This is a genomic window from Frigoribacterium sp. CFBP9029, from assembly GCF_034045305.1.
Lineage (GTDB): Bacteria > Actinomycetota > Actinomycetes > Actinomycetales > Microbacteriaceae > Frigoribacterium.
Map to the genome: position 1 here is coordinate 339,614 of NZ_JAXCWB010000001.1, position 17,728 is coordinate 357,341.

The window sequence follows — 17,728 nt, forward strand, 5'->3', positions numbered from 1 at the left end:
GGCGCCTGTCTCGACGGACTAAATTGGTCGTGTGAGCGCCAACAGAGTCTTCATCGCCCGTCTCGCCGGGTGCTCCGTCTTCGACCCCGCCGGCGACAAGGTCGGCAAGGTCCGCGACGTCCTGGTCGTCTACCGTCGCGACGAGCCCCCTCGGGTGGTCGGACTGATCGTCGAGGTGCCCGGCAAACGCCGCGTCTTCGTCGGCATCGGCCGGGTCACGAGCATCGGCTCGGGTCAGATCATCACCAACGGACTCATCACCCTGCGCCGCTTCGAGCAGCGCGGCGGCGAGACCCGGGTCATCGCCGAGATGCTCGGTCGCAAGGTGACCCTGCGTCGCGACGGCGGCCGGGCCACCATCGAGGACGTCGCGATGGACGAGGTATCCGAGGGCGACTGGGAGATCGGCCAGCTGTTCCTCCGCAAGCCGAAGTCGACGCCGTCGCCGTTCGGCAAGGGGCCCACGACCTTCGCCTCCTGGCAGGACGTCCGAGAGGAGAACGCCGACGGCGAGGCGCAGAGCGCCGAGCACCTGATCGCCGCGTACTCCGACCTGGTGCCCGCCGACCTCGCGAACACCCTGCTCGAGCTCACCCCCGAGCGCCGGCACGAGGTCGCGGCCGAGCTCTCCGACGACCGCCTCGCCGACGTGCTCGAAGAGCTGCCCGAGACCGAGCAGATCGACATGTTCGGTCAGCTCGACGACCACCGCGCGGCGGGCGTGCTCGACCAGATGCAGCCCGACGACGCGGCCGACCTCATCGCGCAGCTCACCGAAGAGCGCAAAGAGCAGCTGCTGGGCCTCATGGAGCCCGACGAGGCCGACGACGTCCGGATGCTGCTGAGCTACGACGCCGACACGGCGGGCGGTCTGATGACCACCGAGCCGGTGATCGTCTCCGCCGACGCCACCGTCGCCGAGGGGCTCGCCCTGATCCGTCGGCACGAGCTCGCGCCGGCCCTCGGCGCCGCGGTGTGCGTCACGCTGCCGCCCTACGAGCCGCCCACCGGCAGGTTCCTCGGCATGGTGCACTTCCAGCGGATGCTGCGCTACCCGCCGAACGAACGGCTCGGCACGCTGCTCGACCAGCAGCTCGAACCCGTGCGCGTCGATGCCACGGCCCTCGAGGTCACGCGGGTCATGGCGACCTACAACCTCGTCTCGGTGCCGGTCGTCGACGCCGCCCACCGCCTGGTCGGGGTGGTGACCATCGACGACGTCCTCGACCATGTGCTCCCCGACGACTGGCGCAGCCAGGATCCGGGTCAGCCCCTGAACCGCAACCGGCCGCGCCCGCGGCGCGCACCCGTCAACACGCCCGCGAGGAGGACCCCCGGTGGCACGCGATAACCGCAGCACGGTCCGGCTCGATGCGCCGAAGGGGCTCCGCACCCGGGTGCTCCCGGGTCGTCGCGGCCCGGGTCGCGACCGGTTCGGTCGCGCGACCGAGTCCGTCGCGCGCGGGATGGGCACGCCGTACTTCCTGATCGCGCTGACGCTGTTCTGCGTCGCGTGGATGATCTTCAACACCATCGCCCCCGAGGCCTGGCGCTTCGACAGCGCCGCCATCGGCTTCACGGCCCTGACGCTCATCCTCTCGCTGCAGGCCTCGTACGCGGCGCCGCTCATCCTGCTCGCGCAGAACCGTCAGGACGACCGCGACCGGGTGCAGTTCGAACAGGACCGTCAGCGCGCCGAGCGCAACCTCGCCGACACCGAGTACCTGGCCCGCGAGGTCGTCGCGCTCCGCATCGCCATGCGCGACATGGCGAGCAAGGACTTCATCCGCGCCGAGCTCCGTTCGATGCTCGACGAGCTCGACCGACGCGACGCGGACGAGTCCGACACGACCCGCGCCTCCTCGGCCCCGGCTCGTCGCGAGCAGCGGCACGACGCGAGGCACGACGGGCACCGTGGCTGACGACGACACGAGGTCCGGTCCGCTGGTCGAGGGCGTCCGACGCGCGCTGGGTCGCGTGCTCGACCCCGAGATCCGCAAGCCCGTCACCGAGCTCGACATGATCGGAGACGTCTCCGTCGACCGAGGAGGCGCGGCGCGGGTGACCGTGAAGCTCACCATCGTCGGCTGCCCCGCCGCCGACACCATCGAACGCGACGTGCGCGCCGCCACCGCGTCCGTGGCCGGCGTCACGGCGGTCGACGTCGATGTGACGGTCATGACCCGCGACGAGCGGCGCGCCCTCACCGAGAAGCTGCGCGCCGGCCGGGCCGCGAGGGGCATGCAGTTCGGGCCCGAGACGCTCACCCGCGTCTACGCAGTGACCAGCGGCAAGGGCGGGGTCGGCAAGTCGACGGTCACCGCGAACCTCGCGGTGTCGCTGGCCGCCCGGGGGCTCGCCGTCGGCATCGTCGACGCCGACGTCTACGGCTTCAGCATCCCCGGCCTCCTGGGTCTCGTCGGCGACGACGGAGCATCGGTCAAGCCGACGCAGGTCGACGACATGATCCTGCCGCCCGTCGCCCATGGGGTGAAGGTGATCTCGATCGGCATGTTCGTCGACGACGCGTCGACCGCCGTGGCGTGGCGCGGGCCCATGCTGCACCGGACGATCCAGCAGTTCCTCACCGACGTCTACTTCGGGGATCTCGACGTGCTGCTGCTCGACCTGCCCCCGGGCACCGGCGACGTCGCGATCTCGGTCGGGCAGCTGCTGCCCCACGCCGAGGTGCTCGTGGTGACGACACCGCAGCCCGCGGCGGCCGACGTGGCCGAGCGCAGCGGTGTGGTCGCGCGCCAGACCGGCCAGCGCCTCCTCGGCGTCGTCGAGAACATGGCCGGTCTCCCCCAGGCCGACGGTTCCGTGCTCGAGCTGTTCGGCTCGGGCGGCGGCGCCGAGACGGCCCGCCGGCTGTCGACCGGGCAGGACGAGCCGGTGACAGTCCTCGCGAGCGTGCCGCTGAGTCTGGCCCTGCGCGAGGGCGGCGACGCGGGCACGCCCGTCGTGCTCGCCGCCCCCTCCGACCCCGCGGCACGGGCCATCGAGGCCCTCGCCGACCGGCTCGCGGTGCGCGAACGCGGACTCGCCGGGCGGAAGCTCGGCCTCAGCGTCGGCTGAGCCGCCCTCGCCCCGGGCGACCCCGGGCATGCGAGAGGGGCGCCTCGCGATGCGAGACGCCCCTCGGCGGTGGCCGTCGCGAGTGGCGACGGCGGCGGACCTAGCTCCAGCGGGTGTAGGTCTTGGTGGGGATCGCGTGGAAGCCGTCGCGAGCGACGGAGACGATCGACCCGGTGATGCCGACGACGGCGGCGATGGCGAGGACGATGATTCCGGTCAACATGGTGTTTCTCTTTCTTGGCGCGATGCGTCGCGCGGTCTGGTGGTGCGGACACGACGCGGTTCGACGTCGTGCGTGATGGGTGGAGCCGCCGTGCATCCGACGGGCACCCGAGCCTCGGGACCAGGTCGACCGAGGGGCCGGAGCGCATGGGGTCGCTCCGAGGACTCCTCTATTCTGCGCCTTGCAAAGACGTAGAACAATCTCACGTTGCTACCGGAACACCGTAGATTGTCTACATGGACGTCAAGAGACTCGAACTGCTCCGAGAGCTGGCAGAACGGGGCAGCATCGCCGCCGTGGCGCGGGCCACGCACCGCACCCCGTCAGCGGTGTCGCAGCAGCTGAAGATCCTCGAGAAGGAGGCCGGCGTGGCGCTCACCGAGCGCATCGGGCGCGGCGTCGTCCTGACCGGCTCGGGGCGCGTGCTGGCCCAGACCGCCACCGACGTCGCCGTCGCGCTCGAGCGGGCCCAGGCGGTCTGGGCCGACTTCATCGCGACCCCCCAAGGAGAGGTCACCCTCGCGACCTTCCCCACGGGAGGCCAGATGCTGCTGCCCGGCCTGCTGCGGACCGTCGCCGAGACGCCGGGTCTCGTCGTCGTGGCCACGGACCACGACCCGTCCATCCGCGAGTTCGCCGACCTGGCGGGCGACCACGACGTCGTCGTCGCCCACGCGTCCGAGAGCCGCTCCTGGCGGGGGCGCGGCCTCGTCAACGTCCCCCTGCTCACCGAGCCGCTCGACATCGCCCTCCCCGCCGACCACCGCCTGGCGGGCCGGGCCTCGCTCTCCCCCTCCGACCTGGAGGGCGAGAGCTGGATCGGGGTGCCGAGCGGCTTCCCGTTCGAGTGGGTCTACACCGAGATCGAGCGCGTCACCGGCAGCCCCGTGCGCATCTCGCAGCGCTTCAGCGACACGAAGGTCACCGAGTCGCTGGTGGGTGCGGGTCTCGGCATCGCCGTCCTGCCCCGATTCACCGCGAAGGAGGCGCGGGACGACATGGTCCTGCTGCCTCTCGAGAACATCCGGGCCGTCCGCTACGTCTCGGCGCTGATGCGCCGCGACCGGGCCGAGAGGCCGAGCGTCCGTCGCGTGGTCGACGCGCTCCGCGCCGAGGCGACACGGGTCGCCGGCCTGCACGGGGGTGTCTGAGCGCAGGCGCAGTGACGAGCGGCCTAGGTGGCCTCGGAGTCGTAGGGCGCGACCTCGCCGGCGGCGAGCGGCACGGAGCGCGGCGCCGGGCCGCGGGAGGGCAGACCCGCGGCGACCGCCCCGGCCGTCGCCATGGCTGCGGGGGTCACGGACGTGGCGCCCCCGCTCGGCGGATCGAGGAGCGCATCGCGGATGATGCGGCGGGGGTCGTACTGCCGAGGGTCGAGCTTCTGCCACTCGACCTCGTCGAATTCGGGGCCCATCTCGCTGCGCATGCGCTCTTTGGCGCCGTTGGCCATGTTCTTGACCGACTTGACGAGCTGAGCGAGCTTCGACGCGTAGACGGGCAGACGATCGGGCCCGAGCAGGAAGACGGCCAGCACACCCACGATGAGCAGCTTGTCGAAGGTCAGACCGGAGAGGGACACGCAAGCAGACTAACCGGTGCCGCCGGGGGCCACCCCCTAGAGTTGGCCTTTCGAGGAGTGGGTGTGTCGCAAATAGAGTCAAGCTGGAAATTCGCCGAAGAGCTCGTCACCGAGAGCGGTCCGCTCGCAGAGGCTCGTCAGCACTCGCTCGAGGTCGGGGTCGAACCGGTCTCCCCCGCCGTCGGCGCGCAGCTCGCGGTCGTCGCGGCAGCATCGGGTGCGAAGAACATCATCGAGATCGGAACCGGCGTCGGCGTCAGCGGTCTCTGGCTGCTGCACGGCGCACCCCGGGCGACCCTCACGTCGATCGACCGCGAGGTCGACCACCAGCAGGCCGCCCGCGACGCGTACCTCGGCGCCGGCGTGCCGGTGAACAGGTTCCGTCTCATCACCGGCCGCGCCTCCGAGGTGCTGCCGCGGATGAACGAGAACTCGTACGACATCGTCTTCGTCGACGCCGACCCTGGCTCCGTCATCGAGTACGTCGAGCACGGTCTGCGCCTCGCCCGCCCGGGCGGACTCGTGCTGGTCGCCCACGCGCTCTGGCACGGCTCGGTCTCGAACCCCGCCCGACGGGACGCCACGACGACGCAGTTCCGCACGCTGCTGACCGAGGTCTCGACCTCCCCCGCGGTGATCAGCTCGCTGTCGACGGCCGGCGACGGACTCCTGCAGCTCGTCAAGCTCTGAACGACGGAGCAGCCCCGCCGATCGGTGATCGGCGGGGCTGCTCGCGATGGTGCTGGGAAGGTGGCCGACTAAGCGCCGACGACGCTCGCGAGGGCGTCGTGGAGCTCTTTGGCTTCGTCGTCGTTGACCGACACCACGAGGCGTCCCCCACCCTCGAGCGGAACACGCACGATGATGAGACGACCCTCCTTCACGGCTTCCATAGGTCCGTCGCCGGTCCTCGGCTTCATGGCTGCCATCAGATAGTCCCCTTTCGCAAAGATGCTCGTCCTATTATCCGTGATTTGTACGCCCGCACCTAAACGCGCTTCCGTCGTCGGCCGATCACGGCGGCGTCCAGTCGTAGCCGTCGACCCACCAGCTGTAATACAGCCAGGCGAACTGCCCGGCGACGAAGACCAGCAGCAGCCCCACGCGCCAGACGCGCGAACGGGGCACCGCGAGGATGCCCAGCAGCGGGAAGAGCGGCATCAGCAGTCGCCAGGTGCTCGACTGCGGGAAGAACACGGCGAGCAGATAGAGCGCGTAGGCGACTCCCCAGAGGCGCAGGTCGACTCCGATCCGGCGCCCCCACGGCCCCAGCAGGAGCACGGCGAGACCCAGCACGGCGAGCACGAACACCGCCCCGACGGGGAACCCGCCGCTCATCCGCGACCAGAAGGCGGCCCCCTCGAACCAGGCGGAGAAGGGCACCAGCGGCCCGTACCCCACGTAGGGCGCCCGCCATGCCAGCTCGGTGGCCGTGTAGGCGTCCGGCCGCCCCGTGACGACGCCCGCCACGATCAGCCAGCCGACGCCGAGCACCGCGGTGGTCACCGCCGACACCGACACGGCGATCATCTCGCGGCGCGGGAACGGGTCGCGGGCGCGCGTGGACCATCGGTGGACGGCGTGCAGTCCGATCGCGAGGGCGAGAGCGAGGGCGCCCGGTCGCGTGAACGACAGCGCGGCCACGAGGGGCAGCATCGGCAGGTACTGACGACGCACCAGCAGGAGGAGGCAGGCGCAGAGCAGCAGCAGGAACATCGACTCGGCGTAGGCCACCTGCAGCAGCGGCGAGAGGGGCGAGAAGCAGAACAGCGCGACCGTGAAGAGCGCCGTGCCCTCGGGCAGCACGTGCCGCATCAGTCGGTGCAGCAGCAGGGCCGTGCCGGCGGCGCAGAGGACCGAGACGAACACGGCGAGCGGTGCGAACGGCACCCCGGTCAGCTCGGTCAGGGCACGGACCGTGAACGGGTACACCGGCATGAAGGCCCACGCGCTCTCGCCGACGTTCCCGGTCGAGGTGATCGGCAGGGTCGTCGGGTAGCCGACCGCCGAGATGATGTAGTACCAGTGGCCGTCCCAGATGGTGGCGAAGCTCGCGTAGTCCGGGCTCGGCAGCGTCCACGCGTTGGGCCCCTGCACCCGCGCGAAGCCGAGCAGGAGAGCGGTGCTGACGACGCGGGAGGCGACGAACACGACGAGCACCCGCGCCCACCAGGGGGTGAGACGGTAGCGGACGACCAGCGCGCGACGAGCTCGGCGACGACCCGCGCCTCCTTCGCCCGCCGAGGAGGCGCGGGTCGCGTCTCCGACGGTCAGGCCGTCAGCCACGCCCGCAGTCCGCGTTCGTTCTCGACGATCTGCTCGAGCGGCACCCGCTCGTCGTCGTGGTGGGCGAGGAGCGGGTCGCCGGGGCCGTAGTTCACGGCGGGCACGCCGAGGGCGGAGAAGCGCGCGACGTCCGTCCAGCCGTACTTCGGCTTCGCCTCACCGCCGACCGCGGCCAGGAACTGCGCGGCCAACGGGGCGTCGAGCCCGGGTCGAGCCCCTTCGGCGAGGTCGACGACCACGACGTCGAAGCCGGCGAACAGCTCGCGCACATGGGCGACGGCCTCGTCGCCGGAGCGGCTGGGGGCGAAGCGGTAGTTGACCGTGACGACGCACTCGTCGGGGATGACGTTGCCGGCGACACCGCCCGCGATGCCGACGGCGTTCAGACCCTCGCGGTAGACGAGGCCGTCGACCTCGACCTCGCGGGCCTCGTAGGCGGCGAGCAGGTCGAGGATGGGGGCGGCGCGGTGGATGGCGTTGTCGCCGATCCACGAGCGGGCGCTGTGCGACCGGCGACCCGTGGTGCGGATCTCCGCCCGGAGGTTGCCGTTGCAGCCGCCCTCGATCTCGCTGCGCGTGGGCTCGCCGAGGATGGCGAAGTCGGCCTGGAGCAGCTCGGGGCGGGTGCGGACGAGGCGGCCCAGGCCGTTGAGGGAGTCGGAGACCTCCTCGTGGTCGTACCAGACCCAGGTCACGTCGACGTTGGGCTCGGTCAGCTCGACGGCCAGCCGCAGGTGCACGGCGCAGCCGGCCTTCATGTCGACGGTGCCGCGACCCCAGAGGAACTCGACGCCGTCTTCGGTCTCGTAGCGGGTCGGCAGGTTGTCGTTCAGGGGCACGGTGTCGATGTGTCCCGCCACCACGACGCGCTGCGGCCGGCCCAGGCTCGTGCGGGCGACGATCGCGTCGCCGTCGCGCTCCACCTCGAGATGATCGTGCCCCGCCAGGGTCTCGGCGATCGCGTCGGCGATGCGACCCTCGTCGCCGGAGACGGACTCGATGTCGCAGAGCTGGCGGGTGACGTCGACGGCGGACACGCTGAGGTCGATCTTCGGCATGGCCCCGAGTGTACGGGGGCCGACGGAGCGCCTGCTGCGGTCGTCGCACCCCGTGACCGCACGGAGTCGGGCCGATACGGTTGACCTCATGACTTCCGACGACACCGCCGCCACCCACGCCTACGGTGACGGGCTGGCGACCGTCTCCGCCGACGGCACGACGCTCGACACCTGGTTCCCCTCCCCCTCGCTCGGCCGCCTTCCGGCCGACCGCGACCCCGCACTCGTCCCGGCCGAGATCGCCGACGCCGCCGGGCCCGACGCCCGCCGCGCCGTCGATCTCGTGCCGGTGACCGTCGAGATCGAGCTGAGCGCGCCTCCTGCGTCCACCTCCGACGCGTACCTGCGCCTGCACCTGCTCAGCCACCTGCTGGTCAAGCCGAACACGGTCAACCTCGACGGCGTCTTCGGGCATCTGCCGATCGTCACGTGGACGAACGCCGGCCCGGTGCACCCCGACGACTTCGCCCGCCTCCGCCCCGCCCTGCAGCGCGCCGGCATCGCGACCACCGGCATCGACAAGTTCCCCCGCATGCTCGACTACGTCTCGCCCGACCGGGTCCGCATCGCCGACGCCTCGCGCGTCCGCCTCGGCGCGTACCTCGCCCCCGGCACGACCGTCATGCACGAGGGCTTCGTCAACTTCAACGCCGGCACCCTCGGCACGTCGATGGTCGAGGGCCGCATCTCGCAGGGCGTCGTCGTCGGCGACGGATCCGACATCGGCGGGGGCGCCTCCATCATGGGCACCCTGTCGGGAGGAGGCGCCCAGCGCGTCACGATCGGCGAGCGGGCGCTGCTCGGCGCGAACAGCGGCATCGGCATCTCGATCGGCGACGACACCGTGGTCGAGGCGGGGCTCTACGTCACCGCCGGCACCAAGGTGGTCGTCGTCGGCGGCACGACGTCGTCGGACGGCTCGACCCAGACCGTCAAGGCCGTCGAGCTCTCGGGGCGGCCCGGTCTGCTGTTCCGCCGCAACTCGCTGACGGGCGCCGTCGAGGTGCTGCCGCGCAAGGGCCACGGCATCACGCTGAACTCGCAGCTGCACGCCTAGCGGCTGCGGCCGCTGCGACGGCGGTCGCTACCGCTGCGGCTGCGGCTGCTGTCGCTGTCGCTGCTGCGGCTGCTGACAGCACGACGCCCCGGCTTCGACGCGACACCCACGAGATGCGGGTGCGGCGCCGACGCCGGGGCGTCGTGTTCGCGGCGACCGATGCGCGGTCAGCGCTGGGGCCAGTCGCGCTGGGTCTCGCCCAGGTACAGCTGCTGCGGGCGGCCGATCTTGGTCGTGGCGTCGGCGTTCATCTCGCGCCAGTGGGCGATCCAGCCCGGCAGACGCCCGATCGCGAAGAGCACCGTGAACATGCGGGGCGGGAACCCCATGGCCTTGTAGATGACCCCGGTGTAGAAGTCGACGTTCGGGTAGAGCCTGCGCTCGGCGAAGTAGTCGTCGGCGAGGGCGATGCCCTCCAGCTCCATCGCGATGTCGAGCAGGTCGTCTTTGACGCCGAGGGCGGCGAGGACCTCGTTCGCGCTCTCTTTGACGAGCTTCGCGCGCGGGTCGTAGTTCTTGTAGACCCGGTGGCCGAAGCCCATGAGCTTGACGCCCTCTTCTTTGTTCTTCACCCGCTCGACGAAGCGCTCGACGCCCTGGCCGCTGGCCTTGATGTCGGCCAGCATCGACAGCACGGCCTCGTTCGCCCCGCCGTGCAGGGGGCCGTAGAGGGCGCTGATGCCGGCCGAGATCGACGAGAACATGTTGGCCTGCGTCGAGCCGACGAGTCGCACGGTCGACGTCGACGCGTTCTGCTCGTGGTCTTCGTGCAGGATGAGGAGGCGCTCGAGCGCCTTCGAGAGGACGGGGTTCACCTCGTACGGCTCGGCCATCGTGCCGAAGTTCAGCTTGAGGAAGTTGTCGACGAAGCTGAGCGAGTTGTCGGGGTAGAGGAACGCCTGACCGAGGCTCTTCTTGTGCGCGTACGCGGCGATCACCGGCAGCTTCGCCAGCAGACGGATCGTCTGCAGCTCGACCTGCTCGGGGTCGGAGGTGCTCATCGAGCCCTCGTAGAACGTGCCGAGGGCGCCGACCGCGCTCGAGAGCACGGACATCGGGTGAGCCGAATGCGGCAGTGCGTCGAAGAACCGACGGAGGTCTTCGTGCAGCAGCGTGTGGCGGCGGATGCGGGCGTCGAAGCCCGCCAGCTCGTCGGGGGTGGGCAGTTCGCCGTAGATGAGCAGCCAGGCGGTCTCGAGGTAGGTCGAGTTCGCGGCGATCTGCTCGATCGGATAGCCCCGGTAGCGCAGGATGCCCTGATCACCGTCGATGTAGGTGATCTTGCTGCGGGCGGTCGAGGTGTTCACGAACCCGTTGTCGAGGGTGGTGAAACCGGTCTGCTTGGTGAACGTCGAGATGTCGATCGACGAGGCACCTTCGGTGCTCGGGACGATCGGGAACTCGGCTGTTCCCCCCGGGAACTGCAGCGTGGCCTTCTGGGCGTCGTTGGCAGTGTCAGTCACTCCGCCAGCCTAGCGGTCAGTGCTCGAGGCGCTCCACGGCGGCGGCGATGCGCTCGTCGGTCGTCGTCAGGGCCACGCGGACGTGCCGCCCGCCCTCGGCGCCGTAGAACGAGCCGGGCGCCACGAGGATGCCCCGCTCGGCCAGCCAGGCGGCGCTCTGCCAGGCGTCTTCGTCGCGGGTGACCCAGAGGTAGAGACCGGCCTCGCTGTGATCGATGCGGAAACCGGCGCCCTCGAGGGCCGGCGCCAGGGCTGCGCGTCGCGCGCGGTAGAGCGCCTTCTGCTCGGCCACGTGCGCCTCGTCTCCGAGCGCCACGCGCATGGCCTCCTGGACGGGAGCCGGCGGCATGAGACCCGCGTGCTTGCGGACGGCGAGCAGCTGGCCGATGACGGCCGGGTCGCCGGCCACGAAGCCCGCCCGGTACCCCGCGAGGTTCGACTGCTTGCTCAGCGAGTAGACGCTGACGACCCCGTCGAGCCGGTCGCCGACCACACGGGGGTCGAGGATGCACGGCGTGGGTCGCGTGGCCCACTCGCCCTCCCAGCCGAGCTCGGCGTAGCACTCGTCGCCGGCGATCACGGCGCCGAGTTCGCGGGCACGGGCCACCGCGGCGGCGAGCCGCTCGACGTCGAGCACCGAGCCGTCGGGGTTGCCGGGGCTGTTGAGCCAGACGAGACGGGTCGACTCGGGCCATGACGCGGGATCGTCGGAGGCGACGGCGTCGGCGCCCACGAGCGCGGCGCCGAGCGCATAGGTCGGGTAGGCGTTCGCCGGATGCACGATCGTGTCGCCGGGGCCCAGGCCGAGCCAGAGGGCCATCCCCGCGATCAGCTCTTTCGACCCGATCGTCGGGAGCACGGCGTCGGTGTCGAGACCCGTGACTCCGCGTCGCCGGGCGTACCACTCGACGATCGCCTCACGCAGGGCGGGTGTGCCCGCGACCTGCGGATAGGAGTGCGCGTCGGTGGCGGCCGTCAGAGCGTCGCGGACGACGACCGGGGTCGGATCGACCGGCGACCCGACCGAGAGGTCGACGATCGAACCGGGGTGCGCCCGTGCCGTCGTCGCGAGCTCGGAGAGGGAGTCCCACGGGAAGTCGGGGAGATCGAGCGCCACGACGGACTCGTCAGCCCTGGGGCGGGAGGACGGCGATGACGGGGTGGTCTTTCGCGATGACGCCGACCTTGGCCGCGCCGCCGGGCGAGCCGATCTCGTCGAAGAACTCGACGTTGGCCTTGTAGTAGTCGGCCCACTTGTCGGGGAGGTCGTCTTCGTAGTAGATGGCCTCGACGGGGCAGACGGGCTCGCACGCACCGCAGTCGACGCATTCGTCGGGGTGGATGTAGAGCGAACGCTCGCCCTCGTAGATGCAGTCGACGGGGCATTCGTCGATGCAGGCTCGGTCTTTGACATCCACACAGGGAAGTGCGATCACATACGTCACGTCTCGGGTGTTCCCTTCGCGTCGGGCAAGGCGTTCATCTTATCGCGGCCCCGCTGCACGTTGGCTCCCCCGTCGAGGAAGGGCCACGCGAGCACGACCGTGGCGATCAGCACCGGGCCGAACGTCCAGAGGTAGCCGGCGGGATTCGCCGGGACGAGCGCCGAGCCGCCGGCACCGGGCTGGGAGAGCAGCGCGGTGACCCCGAGCAGTCCGAGCGCGACGGCCGCCACGACGGTGCGCGACCGGAAGACCTGGCGGAAGCCGACGAGGAGGGCGAGCGCCATGATCAGCGAGAGCACGAGACCGGTGGGCACCACCGCGCCGCCGATCGACGTCGTGCCCTGATGCGCGACCGTGCCGATAGCGCCGAAGACGGCGCCCGCCGCGACGGACAGCAGATACGTGCCGATCTTGCCTCCGAGACTCATGTCGCTCAGCTCGGAGGTGTTCGCCGGGAGCGGCGCGAGCTCGTCGGGGTCCGCCACGAAGCGGAACGACTCGGTCGACGCCAGGCGGTCGACCCGGCCGTGCGGGTAGCGGATGCCCGCTCCGCCGCCGGGCAGGTCGACGACCTCGAGCTGCGTGCGGTACCCACGGAGCGCGGCCACGACCCGGGGCGCCACGGGTCGGACGTCCATCGTCACGACCGAGGGGTCGTCTCGCAGGGCCTCGGCCTCGACGCCGGTCGCCTCGTCGGCGCCCGCGACGATGGCGAAGTAGGGCACACCCGCCAGGCGGGCGGCTCGGACGGCGGCCCGGTTCGCACGGACGTGGTCGGGGTGGTGGTAGCCGCCGTCGTCGTCGTACGAGACGACGACCGTGGGCCGGACGGCGTCGACGACGGCGGAGAGATCGGACACGATCTCACCGAACTCGGCCGCGCAGAAGGCGGCCGGGTGGAGGTCGTCGGTCGGACCGGCGACGCCGTCGGAGCGCCACACCATGCCGCTGTCGCGGTAGACGCGGGGCTCGAGACCGGGCGTCCGCGCGCCGACGTCGCCGAGGAACCGGTGGTCGCGCACGCCGAGCTCGCGGAGCGCCGCGGCGATCTCGCCCTCTCGGTGGACCGCCAGCGCGGCCTCGTCGTCGCGCAGTCGTGCGAGGTCGTCGGGGATCACCTCTCCGAGCTCTCCGCGCGTGCAGGACACGACGGTGACGCTCGCACCCGCGTCGACCAGGGTCGCGAGGGTGCCCCCCGTCGTGATCGTCTCGTCGTCGGGGTGGGCGTGCACGACGAGCACCCGTTCGACCCGGGGGGCCGCTGAGCCGGTGCCGTCGCCACCAGGCGTGCCGAAGTAAGTCATCACTGGACAGGATAGGCCGCCCGGCACTATGGTCGGTCCTCGTCAGCCGACCCTTAGCAAGGTTAGCCTAACCAAACTACCCCGTGCGGTCGAGTCCCGACCGCCCCAGGCGCCGCCGATGCCGCCCGTACGCCGCCGACCCGAAGGCCCCATCAGTGCTCGCCAACTACCTCATCGGACTCCGAGAGGGCCTCGAGGCCTCGCTCGTCGTCGGCATCCTCGTCGCCTACGTCGTCAAGGTCGATCGCCGGGACGTCCTCCCCCGGCTGTGGCTCGGCGTCACGGCCGCCGTCGTGCTGTCGCTCGGCGTCGGCGCCGTCCTCACCTTCGGCGCCTACGGCCTGACCTTCCAGGCGCAGGAGATCATCGGCGGCGGGCTCTCGCTCGTCGCCGTCGGCTTCGTCACCTGGATGGTCTTCTGGATGGCCCGCACGGCGCGGAGCATGAAGCACGAGCTGCAGTCGGGGCTCGATCGGGCGCTCGAGGGCGGCGCCTGGGCGATCGTCGCACTCGGCTTCCTGTCGGTCGGTCGCGAGGGCATCGAGACGGCCCTCTTCGTCTGGGCCGCGGTGCAGTCGACCGGCGGGGGGCCCGTGCCCCTGCTCGGCGCCCTGCTCGGGATCCTCAGCGCGGTCGCGATCGGCGTCGCCATCCACCGCGGTGTGATGACCATCGACCTCCGGCGGTTCTTCACCGTGACCGGGTACTTCCTGGTGGTGGTCGCGGCCGGGGTGCTCGCCTACGGGATCGGAGACCTGCAAGAGGCCGGCGTGCTGCCGGGCCGCACCTCCACGGCGTTCGACGTCAGTTCGGCCGTGCCGCCGACGAGCCCCCAGGGCGTGCTGCTGCAGGGTCTCGTGAACTTCACCCCGACCCCGAGCTGGCTGCAGCTCGGCGGCTGGCTCGTCTACCTCGCCGTCGTCGTCCCGCTCGTCGCACGCGCCACGAGGAGGCGCGGGCCGACCCGTCCCGCCGCCTCCGGATCCGAGTCCACCACTCTCACCCCCCGCACCGCAGGAGCCCACGAATGACCGCTCGCCCCGCCCGCCTCGTCCACCCTCTCGGCGTCGCCTCCGGCCTCGCCGTGGTCGTGCTGGCCCTCACCGGCTGCGTCGCGAACACGCCGGCCGGCTCGTCCGCGGCCACCGCCGTGACCGTCGACGGGTCCGACGACGGCTGCGTGCTGTCGACGACCTCGGTGCCGAGCGGCCCCGTCACGTTCACGATGACGAACACGGGACGCGACAACAGCGAGTTCGAGCTGCTCGCCGACGACGGCCTGCGGATCATCAGCGAGAAGGAGAACATCGGGCCGGGGACGTCCGGCTCGATGACCGTGTCGGTGCCCGCGGGCGACTACTACACCGCGTGCGTCCCGGGCCTCGTCGGCGAGGGCGTCCGCGCGACGTTCACCGTCACCGACTCGGGCGGCGCCGTCGAGCCGACCGGCTCGGAGAAGGAGCGCATCGACGCCGCGGCCGCCGCCTACGTCGGCTACGTGAAGGACCAGACGGGGCAGCTCGTCGCGGCGACGGACGAGTTCCTGGCCGCGTACACCTCCGGTGACGACGACCGCGCGCGCGCTCTCTACCCGACCGCCCGGGCGCACTACGAGCGCATCGAGCCGGTCGCCGAGTCGTTCGGCGATCTGGACCCGAAGATCGACTTCCGAGAGGCCGACGTCGAGCCCGGCACCGAGTGGACCGGCTGGCACCGCATCGAGAAGGACCTCTGGCAGCCGTCGGCCGACGCGAACGGAGGCGCGGCGTACGTCGCCCTGACGCCCGCCGAGCGCCAGCGCTTCGCCGACCTGCTGACCGGCGACACCGCCGACCTCTACGACGAGGTGACGGCCGACGACTTCTCGGTCGGCATCGACACGATCGCGAACGGGGCGGTCGGCCTGATGGACGAGGTCGCGACCGGCAAGATCACCGGCGAGGAGGAGATCTGGTCGCACACCGACCTCTACGACTTCCAGGGCAACCTCGAGGGGGCCCGTGTCGCCTTCGACGGCGTCCGCGACATCGTCGACGAGGAGGACCCGGAGCTCGCGACCTCGATCGACGACGAGATGACCTCGGTCGAGACCCTGCTCGCCGGCTACGGGAGCCTCGACTCGGGCTACCCGGCGTACACCGAGCTGACCGACGCCGACAAGAAGAAGCTGTCGGACGCCGTCAACGCGCTCAGCGAGCCGCTCAGCCGGCTGACCGCGGCTCTGGTCTCCTGACGGTGGCCCGCAGCGTGGGCGGGACTGACGGCGCCCGAGAGACGGGCGGCGCCGCCGAGCGACCGGGGTTGTCGCGACGGGGCCTGCTCGGACTCGTCGGCACGGGCGTCGGCGCCGGCGTGCTCGGTCTCGGCGTCGGGATCGGAGCCGACCGCGCGGTCGTCGCGCACACCGCGGGCGGCTCGGGCGCGGCGGCGACGTACCCGTTCTTCGGACCGCATCAGTCGGGCGTCACCACCGCCGCGCAGGACCGCCTGCACTTCGCGGCGTTCGACGTCTCGGACGGCACCACGCGCGCCGAGCTGGTCGAGCTGCTGAAGGACTGGAGCTACGCCGCGTCGAGACTGACCGCCGGGTTGGATGTCAGCCCGACGGGGGCGACGGGCGGGTCGCTCGCCGCGCCTCCTGACGACACCGGCGAGGCCCTCGGCCTGCCCGCGGCCGGGCTCACCGTGACCATCGGCTTCGGCCCGACGCTCTTCACCACCGCCACGGGCGTCGACCGCTTCGGGCTGGCCTCGCGACGCCCTGCCGCGCTGATCGACCTGCCGCACTTCTCGGGCGATCAGCTGATCGAGGCGGCCAGCGGCGGCGACCTCTGCGTGCAGGCGTGCAGCGACGACCCCCAGGTGGCCGTGCACGCGATCCGCAACCTGTCGCGGATCGCCTTCGGCCGCGCCTCCCTCCGCTGGTCGCAGCTCGGCTTCGGCCGCACCTCGTCGACGACCCGCGGGCAGACCACTCCGCGCAACCTGTTCGGCTTCAAGGACGGCACCGCGAACGTCAAGGCCGAGGACACCGGGGCCGTCGCCGACGGCGTCTGGGCGACCGAGGGCGACGGCGCCGCCTGGATGGCGGGCGGGTCGTACCTCGTCGCCCGGAAGATCCGGATGACGATCGAGACCTGGGACCGCGCCTCCCTCGCCGAGCAGCAGACCGTCGTCGGCCGTGACAAGGGCGAGGGGGCCCCGCTGTCGGGCGGATCGGAGTTCACCGCACCCGACTTCGCCGCCGCGGCCTCGACCGGCGGGCCGGCCATCGCGCCCGACTCGCACGTCGCGCTCGCCCACCCGCAGAACAACGACGGGGCCACCCTGCTGCGGCGCGGCTACAACTTCGTCGACGGCAACGACGAGCTCGGACGCCTCGACGCGGGGCTGTTCTTCATCTGCTTCAACCGCGACAGCCGGAGGCAGTTCGTGCCGATCCAGCAGTCGCTCGCCCGCAGCGATCGCATGAACGAGTACGTCAAGCACGTCGGCTCGGCGATCTTCGCGGTGCCGCCGGGGGCGTCGGAGAACGGCTGGGTCGGCGAGACGCTCTTCGCCTGACGCCGCCGGGTCGGGGCGGCCGGCGCGGCGCGGACGCTCGCGAGTGCGGAGGTCAGACGGGGGTGACGACGTAGGTCGCCGTCGAGACCCCGTCGGTGTCGGTCGACACGGTGAGCACGACGCGGTACGCCGGGCCCGTGAATGTGCCGAAGCCGCTGTCCGCGTCGGAGTCGACACCGCTGGCCGTGTAGCCGGCCTGCTCGAGCTGCTGCTGCGCGACGGTGAAGCGGTCGGCGCCCGAGACGGTGATCTGAGCCACCCAGCCGGACCCCTCGGGCCCGGCGCCGCCCCCGCGCACGGTGCCCTCGACGAGCGGGACGTCGGCGGGGAACGACTCGGGGAGCGTGCCGTCCGTCGTGATGCCGGCCCCGCCGAGCGCCTCGCCCGCGGCGTCTTCGACGGCCTGCTGCACGGTGCCGGTGAGGCCCTCGACGCTGCTGTCGATCGCGCCGCCGACGATGTTGTCGATCGGCGAGCCCGAACCGCACGCGGTGAGGCCGGCGCCGAGACCGACGACGATGGTCAGAGCGGCGGCGGAGCGGATGAGGGACTTCGAACGGATCGGCACCCGGAGAGGGTAGCGGCCGTCTCTGGGCGTGGGCGTGGAACGTGCGGGGCACGCAGCGAGGGGCGGCGAAGCGCAGCGGGGTGGATACACGAGAGGCGGCCCG

Annotated in this window: 19 protein-coding genes; 9 read left to right on the forward strand and 10 right to left on the reverse strand. The window is 71.6% G+C overall.

Annotated features, from left to right (window positions below; genetic code table 11):
• The first annotated feature begins 31 nt into the window (after positions 1-31).
• The 3 genes from SOM11_RS01585 to SOM11_RS01595 are packed head-to-tail and all read left to right on the forward strand — an operon-like array spanning position 32 to position 3,078.
• Positions 32-1,351 (forward strand): magnesium transporter MgtE N-terminal domain-containing protein, encoded by a 1,320-nt coding sequence (locus tag SOM11_RS01585; RefSeq protein WP_320476992.1) that lies wholly within the window; start codon positions 32-34, stop codon positions 1,349-1,351.
• The gene (locus tag SOM11_RS01590; protein WP_320476993.1) at positions 1,338-1,922 is read left to right on the forward strand and encodes a DUF1003 domain-containing protein; all 585 of its coding nucleotides are present in this window, start codon (positions 1,338-1,340) and stop codon (positions 1,920-1,922) included. The genes SOM11_RS01585 and SOM11_RS01590 overlap by 14 nt, the downstream gene beginning before the upstream one ends.
• Positions 1,915-3,078 (forward strand): Mrp/NBP35 family ATP-binding protein, encoded by a 1,164-nt coding sequence (locus tag SOM11_RS01595; protein ID WP_243214652.1) that lies wholly within the window; start codon positions 1,915-1,917, stop codon positions 3,076-3,078. The genes SOM11_RS01590 and SOM11_RS01595 overlap by 8 nt, the downstream gene beginning before the upstream one ends.
• A 100-nt stretch (positions 3,079-3,178) precedes the next feature.
• Here the strand turns inward: SOM11_RS01595 and SOM11_RS01600 are convergent, their stop codons facing one another.
• A complete protein-coding gene (locus SOM11_RS01600; RefSeq protein WP_255354969.1) occupies positions 3,179-3,301 on the reverse strand; it encodes a hypothetical protein in 123 nt (40 codons plus the stop codon).
• A 236-nt stretch (positions 3,302-3,537) separates the two neighbouring features.
• Between SOM11_RS01600 and SOM11_RS01605 the strand changes: the two genes are divergently transcribed.
• On the forward strand, positions 3,538-4,452 hold the full coding sequence (locus SOM11_RS01605) for a LysR family transcriptional regulator (protein WP_192059759.1): 915 nt from the start codon (positions 3,538-3,540) through the stop codon (positions 4,450-4,452).
• A gap of 23 nt (positions 4,453-4,475) precedes the next feature.
• Here SOM11_RS01605 and SOM11_RS01610 read toward each other — a convergent pair whose 3' ends face one another.
• On the reverse strand, positions 4,476-4,880 hold the full coding sequence (locus SOM11_RS01610; protein ID WP_192059757.1) for a Sec-independent protein translocase TatB: 405 nt from the start codon (positions 4,878-4,880) through the stop codon (positions 4,476-4,478).
• 63 nt (positions 4,881-4,943) lie between these two features.
• On the opposite strand from SOM11_RS01610, the gene SOM11_RS01615 reads away from it, so the two are divergent.
• Positions 4,944-5,570 carry an O-methyltransferase gene (locus tag SOM11_RS01615; protein WP_320476994.1) on the forward strand — a complete coding sequence of 209 codons (627 nt, stop codon included), beginning with the start codon at positions 4,944-4,946 and terminating at the stop codon, positions 5,568-5,570.
• A gap of 68 nt (positions 5,571-5,638) precedes the next feature.
• Here SOM11_RS01615 and SOM11_RS01620 read toward each other — a convergent pair whose 3' ends face one another.
• From SOM11_RS01620 to dapE, 3 genes are all read right to left on the reverse strand, one after another.
• Complete coding sequence (locus tag SOM11_RS01620; RefSeq protein ID WP_192059753.1) at positions 5,639-5,809, reverse strand: DUF3117 domain-containing protein; 171 nt, start codon at positions 5,807-5,809, stop codon at positions 5,639-5,641.
• A gap of 85 nt (positions 5,810-5,894) precedes the next feature.
• A complete protein-coding gene (locus SOM11_RS01625) occupies positions 5,895-7,166 on the reverse strand; it encodes a hypothetical protein (protein WP_320476995.1) in 1,272 nt (423 codons plus the stop codon).
• Positions 7,151-8,224: a succinyl-diaminopimelate desuccinylase gene (gene dapE / locus SOM11_RS01630; protein WP_320476996.1), complete on the reverse strand. Its 1,074-nt coding sequence runs from the start codon at positions 8,222-8,224 to the stop codon at positions 7,151-7,153. The genes SOM11_RS01625 and dapE overlap by 16 nt, the downstream gene beginning before the upstream one ends.
• 88 nt (positions 8,225-8,312) lie before the next feature.
• On the opposite strand from dapE, the gene dapD reads away from it, so the two are divergent.
• Complete coding sequence (gene dapD / locus SOM11_RS01635; protein WP_243214647.1) at positions 8,313-9,281, forward strand: 2,3,4,5-tetrahydropyridine-2,6-dicarboxylate N-succinyltransferase; 969 nt, start codon at positions 8,313-8,315, stop codon at positions 9,279-9,281.
• Between the two features lie 167 nt (positions 9,282-9,448).
• On the opposite strand, the gene SOM11_RS01640 is transcribed toward dapD, so the two are convergent.
• The 4 genes from SOM11_RS01640 to SOM11_RS01655 are packed head-to-tail and all read right to left on the reverse strand — an operon-like array spanning position 9,449 to position 13,493.
• Positions 9,449-10,744, reverse strand: a complete 1,296-nt coding sequence (locus SOM11_RS01640; RefSeq protein WP_192059746.1) for a citrate synthase — start codon at positions 10,742-10,744, stop codon at positions 9,449-9,451.
• Positions 10,745-10,760: 16 nt separating this feature from the next.
• Entirely contained in the window at positions 10,761-11,861 is a 1,101-nt protein-coding gene (dapC, locus tag SOM11_RS01645; protein ID WP_320476997.1) for a succinyldiaminopimelate transaminase, read from the reverse strand.
• A 10-nt stretch (positions 11,862-11,871) separates the two neighbouring features.
• On the reverse strand, positions 11,872-12,189 hold the full coding sequence (gene fdxA, locus SOM11_RS01650) for a ferredoxin (protein ID WP_192059742.1): 318 nt from the start codon (positions 12,187-12,189) through the stop codon (positions 11,872-11,874).
• Entirely contained in the window at positions 12,186-13,493 is a 1,308-nt protein-coding gene (locus tag SOM11_RS01655; RefSeq protein ID WP_192059740.1) for a PIG-L family deacetylase, read from the reverse strand. Before SOM11_RS01655 ends, fdxA begins: the two co-directional genes overlap by 4 nt.
• A 155-nt stretch (positions 13,494-13,648) precedes the next feature.
• Between SOM11_RS01655 and efeU the strand changes: the two genes are divergently transcribed.
• From efeU to efeB, 3 genes are read left to right on the forward strand one after another with little or no spacing between them, the layout of a single operon-like run.
• Positions 13,649-14,524: an iron uptake transporter permease EfeU gene (efeU, locus tag SOM11_RS01660; protein WP_192059737.1), complete on the forward strand. Its 876-nt coding sequence runs from the start codon at positions 13,649-13,651 to the stop codon at positions 14,522-14,524.
• On the forward strand, positions 14,521-15,726 hold the full coding sequence (gene efeO / locus SOM11_RS01665) for an iron uptake system protein EfeO (RefSeq protein WP_320476998.1): 1,206 nt from the start codon (positions 14,521-14,523) through the stop codon (positions 15,724-15,726). Before efeU ends, efeO begins: the two co-directional genes overlap by 4 nt.
• Before the next feature lie 14 nt (positions 15,727-15,740).
• Positions 15,741-17,057: an iron uptake transporter deferrochelatase/peroxidase subunit gene (efeB, locus tag SOM11_RS01670; protein ID WP_320476999.1), complete on the forward strand. Its 1,317-nt coding sequence runs from the start codon at positions 15,741-15,743 to the stop codon at positions 17,055-17,057.
• 52 nt (positions 17,058-17,109) lie between these two features.
• Here efeB and SOM11_RS01675 read toward each other — a convergent pair whose 3' ends face one another.
• Positions 17,110-17,625 carry a hypothetical protein gene (locus SOM11_RS01675; protein WP_320477000.1) on the reverse strand — a complete coding sequence of 172 codons (516 nt, stop codon included), beginning with the start codon at positions 17,623-17,625 and terminating at the stop codon, positions 17,110-17,112.
• Positions 17,626-17,728 lie beyond the last annotated feature (103 nt).

What these genes read in the sequence shown, in the direction of transcription:
- dapE (WP_320476996.1), bottom strand. Translation starts at nt 8,224, where the DNA reads ATGCCGAAGATCGACCTCAGCGTGTCCGCCGTCGACGTCACCCGCCAG.
- SOM11_RS01620 (WP_192059753.1), bottom strand. Translation starts at nt 5,809, where the DNA reads ATGGCAGCCATGAAGCCGAGGACCGGCGACGGACCTATGGAAGCCGTG.
- SOM11_RS01600 (WP_255354969.1), bottom strand. Translation starts at nt 3,301, where the DNA reads ATGTTGACCGGAATCATCGTCCTCGCCATCGCCGCCGTCGTCGGCATC.
- efeO (WP_320476998.1), top strand. Translation starts at nt 14,521, where the DNA reads ATGACCGCTCGCCCCGCCCGCCTCGTCCACCCTCTCGGCGTCGCCTCC.
- SOM11_RS01655 (WP_192059740.1), bottom strand. Translation starts at nt 13,493, where the DNA reads ATGACTTACTTCGGCACGCCTGGTGGCGACGGCACCGGCTCAGCGGCC.
- dapD (WP_243214647.1), top strand. Translation starts at nt 8,313, where the DNA reads ATGACTTCCGACGACACCGCCGCCACCCACGCCTACGGTGACGGGCTG.
- SOM11_RS01605 (WP_192059759.1), top strand. Translation starts at nt 3,538, where the DNA reads ATGGACGTCAAGAGACTCGAACTGCTCCGAGAGCTGGCAGAACGGGGC.